Origin of the sequence: Mesorhizobium sp. M0815 (assembly GCF_040319995.1) — a bacterium.
Classification (GTDB): Bacteria; Pseudomonadota; Alphaproteobacteria; order Rhizobiales; family Rhizobiaceae; genus Mesorhizobium.
The window spans coordinates 181,325-190,487 of record NZ_JAMYOU010000010.1; the positions used below are offsets into that span (position 1 = coordinate 181,325).

A 9,163-nucleotide genomic window follows, 5' to 3' on the forward strand; every position below is an offset into this window, starting at 1 on the left:
CGTAAATTTTGGCCAACGAGATGCTTGAAACCTTAGACACCACCCCCGATTCCGCCCGCCAGGAAAATGTCACGCGCATCCTGGATTGCGCGGAGCGATTGTTCCGCCACTACGGCTACGGCAAGACCAACGTCGCCGACATAGCGCGCGAACTTGGCATGTCGACCGCCAACATCTATCGCTTCTTCGCCTCCAAGGTGGAAATTCACCAGGCGGTTTGCGGCCGTATGCTCGCCACCTGCTACCGGTTGACCTACGAAGCCTGCCATGGTCCCGGCACCGCCAGCGAGAAGCTCCGCCGCTATGTGCATACGCACTATCAGTGGACGCTCGAGACCATGATCGACCAGGAGAAAGTGCACGAGATGGTCATCGTCGCCATCGAACGCGATTGGCATGTCATCGAAAAGCACATCGACAGCATCCACGAATTGGTCGCGGAAGTGATCCGCGAGGGCATCGCCACCGGCGAGTTCGTCGATCAGGATCCGGTGATCGCGTCCAGGTGTTTCGGCGCTGCTATTATCAGCCTCTGTCATCCGCAGATGATGGCCCAATGCCTCGCCAAGAAGAACCGGGCGACGCCGGACGAGCTTACCGAGTTTGCCATCAGAGCCTTGAAGAAATGACCGTTGCCGCCCGTCGGGCGGTGATGTCGGCAATTCATCCCCACAGTTCGGGAGTACGAAAAGTGTCTTTGTCCAAGTCCATCACCTACAGGCTACCGGCCGCCGGCCTGGCACTGATTGTCGTTGCCGCTCTCGGCCTCGCCGGCTGCTCGCAGGAGAAAGCCGAGGTCAAGGAGATCATCCGCCCGGTCAAGGTGGTCGAGATCGCCAAGGCGAGCGATACCCGTCAGCTCTCCTATTCCGGATCGGTGCGCGCCCGCACCGAGATGAATCTCGGCTTTCGCATCAACGGCAAGATCACCGAGCGCCTTGTCGACATCGGTGACCGCGTCAAGCCCGGCGACGTTCTCGCCCGCATCGATCCCACCGACTACGAGCTTTCGGTGAGAAGCGCTCAGGCCAGCCTCGATGCCGCCGACCGTCAGGTCGAGACAGTCGAGCTTACGCGCAAGCGCGCCGAACAGCTCTACGCCAAGAATTTCGCACCGAAGTCGCAGCTCGAGCAGGCGACGCTCAGTTACAATCAGGCGGTCGCCACGCGCGACTCCGCCCGCTCGCAGCTTGCCCAGGCACAGAACCAGGTCCGCTATACCGATCTCAAGGCGGACAAGAATGGCATCGTCACCGCCGTTGCTGCCGATGTCGGCCAGGTGGTCGGCTCAGGCACGCCGGTGGTGACCGTTGCCATCGACGGCGAGAAGGAAGTCCTGATCGCTGTTCCCGAAACCGATATCGCCGAGTTCAAGCCGGGCAAGACCGTCAAGGCGGGTTTCTGGTCCGATGAGGCGCTGACGCTCGAAGGCAAGGTCCGCGAAGTCGCCGGCAGCGCCGATCCGCAGTCGCGCACCTTTGCCGTTCGCGTCAGCCTGCCCAACGATCCGAACGTGCTGCTTGGCATGACGGCCTCCATCGAAGCCGCGGCGGGCAACCGGCAGCAGCTGGTGTCGATCCCGCTGAGCGCATTGGCACAAAAGGACAGCCAATCGATCGTCTGGACCGTCGACCGCAGTGGCGGTACCGTTCATGCGCATCCGGTCAAGGTCGCCGCCTTCACGCCTGACGGCGTCAGTGTCGCCGACGGGCTGAAGCCGGGCGATGTGGTCGTCGCTGCCGGCACGCAGTTCATGACCGAGAATCTGAAAGTCAAGCTTACCGGTGATGCAGCACAACAGTCGGCCTCGGCCGATGATGACGCCGCAAGGCGCTTGCGCTGACGGCCAGGCAATTCACGGTTTCCGGGCGGCAGGCGCCCCCGATTTTCGAGATCTCAGGTCGATGTAACCCCCACATCGATCCTCGTGTCCCACCGCGATGTAGATCTCTCAACTCGGAAAGCCTCGCCGCTCGGAAGCCCACATCGGAAGTTCCTTGGGCATGCGAAAGCGCGTGCTCTGTTGATCAAATTGAAACGGACTGACGCCGATGACCACCGACACCACTGAAAAGCAGTCTTTCAATCTTTCGCGCTGGGCAATCGGCCATCCGAGCATTGCCCGCTTCCTGTTCGGGCTTATCATCGTCGCCGGTGCGCTCGGCCTGATGCGCATGGGCCAGAAGGAAGATCCCGATTTCACCTTCCGCGTCATGGTCGTCCAGGCGATCTGGCCGGGCTCCTCGATCAAGGAGATGGAGGACCAGGTCGTCAACAAGATCGAGCGCAAGTTGCAGGAAACGCCGCATCTCGATTTCGTCCGCTCCTACACCCGCGCCGGCAGCGCCATCATCACCTTGCAGGTCAAGGGCGACACCAGTCCCGCGCAGGTCGCGGATGCGTTCTATCAGGTGCGCAAGAAGGTCGGCGATATCTCGAATGAACTGCCGCAGGGCTTGCTCGGGCCCTACTTCAACGACGAATTCGGCGACACATTCATCACCCTGCATTCGATCAGCGGCGATGGCTACAGCTATCCCGAGCTGAAGAAATTCGCCATCCAGGCACGCGACATGCTGCTGACGACGCCCGGCGTCGAGAAAGCCGTGATCATCGGCGACCAGCCGGAAAAGCTCTACATCGACGTTTCATCCAAGGTGCTTGCCGAACGCGGCCTGACGCTGACCGACCTGCAGAATGCGATCAGGGGCCAGAACAATGTCGACCCGGCAGGTTCGGTCGACACCGGCCAGCGTTCGGTGCGCATCTCGGTCGAAGGCGACGTGGCCAGGGCGGCCGACATTCGCGAGCTTCGGCTGCGGGCCGGCAACCAGGTGACGCGCCTCGGCGACATCGCCACCGTGACCTCCGGCCTCGAGGACCCTTATCAGCGCAAATACCGCTTCAACGGCCATGACAGCGTCCAGCTCGGCGTCGTCATGGCCAAGGGCTTCAACGTCACCGACGTCGGCAAGGACGTCGAAGCGACCTACAAGCGCTTCGAGGAGGCGCTGCCCTATGGCGTGTCGGTGGACCAGGTCTCCGACCAGCCGGAAGTCGTCAAGGATGCGGTGGCCGAGTTCATGGAAGCGCTCGGTGAAGCGCTGCTGATCGTGCTTGTCGTCTCGTTCCTGTCGATCGGCTGGCGTTCGGGTCTGGTGATCGCGATCGTCATTCCGCTGGTCCTGGCCGCCACCTTCGCCATCATGTACGAGCTCGGCATCGACCTGCAGCGCATCTCGCTCGGCGCGCTGATCATCGCCCTTGGCCTCTTGGTCGACGACGCGATGATCGTCGTCGAAATGATGGAGCGAAAGCTCGAGGAAGGCTTGGTCAAGGTCGAGGCGGCGAGCTTCGCCTATTCCTCGACCGCCTTCCCGATGCTGACCGGCACGCTGATCACCACGGCCGGCTTCATCCCCGTCGGTTTCGCCGCCTCGACGGCCGGCGAATATGTGCGCACCCTGTTCTACGTCGTCGGTATCGCGCTGGTCGTGTCCTGGTTCGCGGCGGTCTATTTCACGCCATGGCTCGGCCACATGATCCTGAAGCAGCGCAAGCACGCCGGCAGCCATCACGATGTCTTCGACACGGGCTTCTACCGTCGCCTTCGCTCGACCGTGACCTGGGCCGTGCGCCATCGCATCATCGTGCTGGTGATGACGATGATGACCTTTGCCACCAGCCTGTGGGCGTTCCAGTTCATCCCGCAGAATTTCTTCCCGCAATCGTCGCGCCCGGAAATCCTTGTCGACCTCTGGCTGCCGGAAGGCACCAGCATCAAGGAAGTCGAGACACAGGCCAAGGCGCTCGAAGCCAGGATGATGGACGACAAGGACAAGCGCTTCATCGCCACCTATATCGGCGAAGGCGCGCCGCGTTTCTTCCTGCCGCTCGACCAGCAGCTTCGCAATCCGAATTTCGCCCAGCTTCTGGTGATGGCCAATGACGAACCGGCCCGCGAGCGGCTGATTGTCAAGCTGCGCACCATCCTGGCCGAGGATTTCCCGTCGATCCGCGCCAAGGTCGACCGCCTGTTCCTTGGTCCGCCGACCGGCTGGCCGGTGCAGATGCGCGTCATGGGTCCGGATCGCCAGGAGGTGCGCCGCATCGCCGACGAGGTGAAGGCGAAGTTCCAGGCAAATCCGCTGCTCGGCGCCATCCACGACGACTGGCTGGAGCCGGTGCCGGCGATGAAGCTGGTGATCGACCAGGATCGCGCCCGTGCGCTCGGCGTCACCTCGCAGCGCATCCGCCAGATGCTGCAGGCGACCATGTCGGGAGCGCCGCTCGATGACTTCCGCGACGGCGAGGAGACGGTTTCGATCGTCGCCCGCGAACCGGAGGCAAGCCGTCACCTGCTGTCGGCGGTCGATTCCGTCTATATCCCGACGGATTTCGGTGGCTCCGTGCCGCTGTCGCAGGTCGCCAAGATTGTCCCGGTGCTGGAGCAAGGCGTCGAATGGCGGCGCGACCGCTTGCCGACCATCAGCGTACGCGCCACGCTGCCGGATGGCGTGCAGCCGAACGATGTCGCCATGAAAATGTATGGCGAGATGTCGGGCCTGCGCGCCGGCCTCGCACCCGGCTACAAGATCGAGATCCAGGGCGGCGCCGAGGATGCGGCCGAAAGCCAGGCCTCGATTGCGGCGAAAGCTCCAGTCATGCTGGCGGTCATCGTCGTGCTGCTGATGATCCAGCTGCAGCATTTCGGGAAGGCGATGCTGGTGCTGGCGACCGGTCCGCTCGGCATCATCGGTGCGGCGGCGGCACTTTTGATCAGCGGTGCGCCGTTCGGCTTCGTCGCCATCCTCGGTGTTATCGCCCTGCTCGGCATCATCATGCGAAACTCGATCATCCTGGTCGATCAGATCGACCAGGACATCGCCGCCGGCGTGGAGCGCTCCGAGGCCATCATCGGCTCGGCCGTTCGCCGGTTCCGGCCGATCGTGCTGACGGCGCTGACGGCGGTGCTGGCGCTGATCCCGATCTCGCGCGGCGTCTTCTGGGGGCCGCTCGCCTATGCCATGATGGGCGGCATCCTGGTCGCCACGGTGCTGACCATCCTTGTCCTGCCGGCAGCCTACGCGCTGTTCTTCGGCCGGGAGCCCAAGAAGGTGGTGGAGCAGCCGGCCGAGACGGAAGAAAAGAACGAAAGGCCGCAACTGGCCCTGGCGGCCGAATAGAGCTGTTGGCAAATGTGACCTCCGGCGGTTTAATCCGCCCACCAGGCGTAGGTGCCGGAGGAGGACCGTCATGACCATAGCTCAGGCACCGCTGCGGCTGCCGATCGACGGACGCCATCGCCAGATGTTCATCGGCGGTGGCTGGGTCGATGCCCGCTCCGGCCGGACCATGGAGACCCGCAATCCTGCCACCGGCGCGGTCATCGCCACGGTGCCGCGCGGAGACCGCCTCGACATCGACTTGGCGGTGACTGCCGCCCGCAAGGCGTTCGAGGGACCGTGGAGCCGGCTCAAACCTTACGAGCGGCAGGTACTGCTGCTGAGGATCGCCGATCTCTTCGAAAAGAACTGGGAAGAGATCAGCCTCTCCGACACCACCGACATGGGTATGCCGATCGTGCGCACCCGCGCCAATCGCAACCGCGTCATCGGCATGCTGCGCTATTATGCCGGCATGGCGACGGCGCTGCACGGCGAGACGATCGAGAACTCGCTGCCCGGCGAAATCGTCTCCTTCACCCGCAAGGAGGCGGTCGGCGTCGTCGGCGCCATCATTCCCTGGAACGCGCCGACCGCCGCGTCGATCTGGAAAATCGGCCCGGCGCTGGCGACCGGCTGTACCATCGTGCTGAAACCATCGGAAGAGGCGCCGCTGACGCCACTGCTGATCGCCGACATCATGAACGAGGCCGGCGTCCCGGAAGGCGTCGTCAACATCGTCACCGGCACCGGCACCGAGGCGGGCGCCGCACTCGCCGAGCACATGGGCGTCGACAAAATCGTCTTCACCGGCTCGACGGCGACCGGCCAGTCGATCGTGCGCGCCTCGGCCGGCAACCTCAAGCGCGTCTCGCTGGAGCTTGGCGGCAAGTCGCCGGTCATCGTCTGCGCCGATGCCGATCTCGACAAAGCGGTGCCGGTGGCCGCGATGTCGGTGTTCGCCAATTCCGGCCAGATCTGCATCGCCGGTTCGCGCCTTTTCGTCGAACGCGCGGTCCATGACGAGTTCATCGAGCGTCTCGCGGCATACGCCAAGGGTCTCAGGGTCGGCGACGGCATCGACCCGGCGACCGAGATCGGCCCGCTCGTCTCCGAAAAGCAGTTGCAACGGGTCACCGGTTACCTCGAGGCCGGTACTGCAGAAGGGGCGAAACTCGTCACCGGAGGCACCCGGCTTGTGGAAGGCGCGCTTGCCGCCGGCAATTTCGTCGCGCCGACTGTCTTTGCCGGCGTCTCGGACGATATGAAGATCGCGCGCGAGGAGATCTTCGGGCCGGTGATTTCAGCCTTGCCGTTCGATACGCTGGACGAGGCGGTCGAGCGGGCCAACAACACGCCTTACGGCCTGGCTGCAGGGGTCTTCACCCAAAATCTCGCCACCGCCCACCGGCTGTCGCAAAAGATCCGCGCCGGCTCGGTCTGGGTCAACACCTATCACGCCATCGATCCGGCCGTGCCCTTCGGCGGCTACAAGATGAGCGGCTACGGCCGCGAGGGCGGCGCCGAACACCTTGACGAATATCTCAACACCAAGGGCGTGTTCATCAAGATCGATTGAGCCAGAATAGGCCCAGAAACGAAAAACCCGCCTCAGCGGCGGGTCTCGGGGCGAATCAGCACCATGGCGGGATTAGTAGCATAGCTGCCGGCACAAAGCAAGAACAAAATGCAAGCGATCGAGCGCGCATCGCGCGCCCAATCCGTAGAACGGTTCATCGTTTCACGGAAACGCCGAACCGCTCTATTTTTTGTTTTGAGGCAATTCCGGCCGGAAAACCGTTCACACCTTTTCCTGGAATTGCTCTCAAGGCAAGCCTCAGATGACGAACAGCCAGTTGGCGAGCAGCATCACCGCGACGCCGGCGATCAGCGTCAGGTAGGGCAGCATGCCCGCCTTTCGCACTGCGAGGTCGGACGAGTTCATGCCGAGATCGGCCAGCATGTGGTCGGGGAACTTGCCTTTGTCCTGGATGTAGTGCCGGAAGCAGAACACCGGGATGATCAAGGCGGCCGTGATCAGCCCGGCCCACAATGCCATCGGGTTCCAGACCTTGGCGCCGGCGCCCATGAAGACCGCGTTGACATAGGCAAAGATAGCGCCGAGGCCGAGCAGCCAGCTCGGCGCCTTCCATGGCCGCGCAATGTGGCCATTGTCGATGCGGTGGATCCAGCCGGCATTGAGGTTGAGGAAGTTGAAGATGATGTAGCCGCAATTCGACACGGCGAGGATGAAGAAGAAGCTCGTCGCGTCGGCCGAAGCGATGGCCAGCACAATCAGGTTGAAGATCAAGTCGGTCCACATCGCCCGCGTCGGCGCACCGTGCTCGTTGACGTGGCTGAGGTAGCGCGGCAGCCAGCCGTCGACCGAACCCTGGTAGAGCGTGCGCGAAGAGCCGGCCATCGCCGTCATGATGCAGAGCACCAGCGCCAGGATCATCAGCATGACCAGCAGGCTGTGGATCAGCTGTCCGCCGCCGACCATGCCAGCCAGCGCATCGGCAACGCCGGAGCCGTCGACGATCGGCGTCGCCAGCATGCCGTTCAAGCCGAGCACGCCCTGGAAGGTGAACGGCACCAGGATGAACAGCAGCATGCACAGAAGGCCGGAATAGAAGATCGCCTTGAAGGTATCGGTGCCCGGGTTCTTGAACTCGGAGGTGTAGCAGACGGCGGTCTCGAAACCGTAGGTCGACCATGCCGCGATGAACATGCCGCCGAGAACGAGCGTCCAGCCTGCGATGTTCCACGCGCCGGGCTCCGGCGCGTAGGCTGCCGCGAGCGGGACCAGCGGCGAAAAGTTTGCCCAGTCGATCTGGCCGGTGACGATCGGCACCACGCCGACGATCAGCATCGGGATGATGACGAGCAGGCCGATATATTTCTGCACGTTGGCGGTGCCAAGGATGCCGCGATGCTGGATGGAGAAGATGATCAGCATCAGCACCGCGCCGATGAAGAAGGTGGCATTGAAGGTGAAGGAAACCGGGCCAAGCGTATGACCGTAAAGCGTCCAGTTGCGGATCGCCGGCGTCGCCGCAGTGGTGACCGCGGTGATGGCGTCGGCGGCGCTGGTTCCGGCATGGGCCGCGATATAGGCGGCGACTTCCGGCGAAGTGTCGGTGAACAGCGGCACCGGCGCCAGCGCATTGAGGATATAGGCGGCGGCGATCGAGCAGCCGAGCGACAGCACCGGCGACCAGGCGAACCAGTTGCACCACACCGAAAGCGGCGCGATGAATTTCGAATAGCGCAGCCACGCGGTGGCGCCATAGATCGAGGCGCCGCCGGACTTGTTCGGGAACAGGCCGGCGATTTCCGCATAGGTGAAGGATTGCAGGAAGCCCATGATCATGGATGCGGTCCAGATCATGAAGGCCAGCGTTCCGGTGGTGCCGGCAATGCCGCCGATCGAAAACAGGACAAGGGCCGGAACGCCGCTTGCCACCCAAAAGGCGCCGCGCCAATCGATGTTCCGGTGCAGCTGCCCTTCGGCAGGCGGCACCAAGGTGGTGACTATCGTGCTCATTTACGTGGATTCCCCATTTTTGATGTTCCCTATCGGCAACAGCCGCAATCTCGCGAGGCGTCATCGACGCTCACGTTGAACTGCCCAGGCGTTTTCCGCTCAGTAGTATTTTATTCTTGGCAGTGAAGATTGACCCAACGCGCTTTCACGTCAAGCGGTTTGTGACGCTGTGCACATTGCGCTTGTGAAACAGTCGAGCTTCGTTGGCGCTGCCAACGGGTGCGGTCTTTCCTTCTCCCCTTGTGGGAGAAGGTGGCCGAGCGTAGCTCGGTCGGATGAGGGGTGTTCCAGCTTGGCAAAACCGCACTTCGTCCAGCGCCCCTCAACCGTCTTGGCGCTGCGCGCCAATCCACCTTCTCCCACAAGGGGCCTGTTGCGTAATTCGCTGATTGTGATTCTCTGAGGTGGACGGTCTGAGGGAATCGCGATGGCAGTGAAGCAGACGGGCCAG

5 protein-coding genes are annotated in these 9,163 nt (G+C 63.0%); 4 read left to right on the forward strand and 1 reads right to left on the reverse strand.

What is annotated here, in order from left to right:
• The first annotated feature begins 20 nt into the window (after positions 1-20).
• From NKI01_RS14235 to NKI01_RS14250, 4 genes are all read left to right on the forward strand, one after another.
• The gene (locus NKI01_RS14235; RefSeq protein ID WP_352963610.1) at positions 21-629 is read left to right on the forward strand and encodes a TetR/AcrR family transcriptional regulator; all 609 of its coding nucleotides are present in this window, start codon (positions 21-23) and stop codon (positions 627-629) included.
• A gap of 62 nt (positions 630-691) precedes the next feature.
• On the forward strand, positions 692-1,843 hold the full coding sequence (locus tag NKI01_RS14240) for an efflux RND transporter periplasmic adaptor subunit (RefSeq protein ID WP_023716753.1): 1,152 nt from the start codon (positions 692-694) through the stop codon (positions 1,841-1,843).
• A gap of 208 nt (positions 1,844-2,051) precedes the next feature.
• Complete coding sequence (locus tag NKI01_RS14245) at positions 2,052-5,186, forward strand: efflux RND transporter permease subunit (protein ID WP_352963612.1); 3,135 nt, start codon at positions 2,052-2,054, stop codon at positions 5,184-5,186.
• A 70-nt stretch (positions 5,187-5,256) separates the two neighbouring features.
• Positions 5,257-6,744, forward strand: a complete 1,488-nt coding sequence (locus tag NKI01_RS14250; protein WP_023716755.1) for an aldehyde dehydrogenase family protein — start codon at positions 5,257-5,259, stop codon at positions 6,742-6,744.
• A 258-nt stretch (positions 6,745-7,002) separates the two neighbouring features.
• Here the strand turns inward: NKI01_RS14250 and NKI01_RS14255 are convergent, their stop codons facing one another.
• The gene (locus tag NKI01_RS14255) at positions 7,003-8,712 is read right to left on the reverse strand and encodes a trimethylamine N-oxide permease (RefSeq protein ID WP_352482684.1); all 1,710 of its coding nucleotides are present in this window, start codon (positions 8,710-8,712) and stop codon (positions 7,003-7,005) included.
• Between the last annotated feature and the right edge of the window lie 451 nt (positions 8,713-9,163).

What these genes read in the sequence shown, in the direction of transcription:
- NKI01_RS14235 (WP_352963610.1), top strand. Translation starts at nt 21, where the DNA reads ATGCTTGAAACCTTAGACACCACCCCCGATTCCGCCCGCCAGGAAAAT.
- NKI01_RS14245 (WP_352963612.1), top strand. Translation starts at nt 2,052, where the DNA reads ATGACCACCGACACCACTGAAAAGCAGTCTTTCAATCTTTCGCGCTGG.
- NKI01_RS14255 (WP_352482684.1), bottom strand. Translation starts at nt 8,712, where the DNA reads ATGAGCACGATAGTCACCACCTTGGTGCCGCCTGCCGAAGGGCAGCTG.
- NKI01_RS14250 (WP_023716755.1), top strand. Translation starts at nt 5,257, where the DNA reads ATGACCATAGCTCAGGCACCGCTGCGGCTGCCGATCGACGGACGCCAT.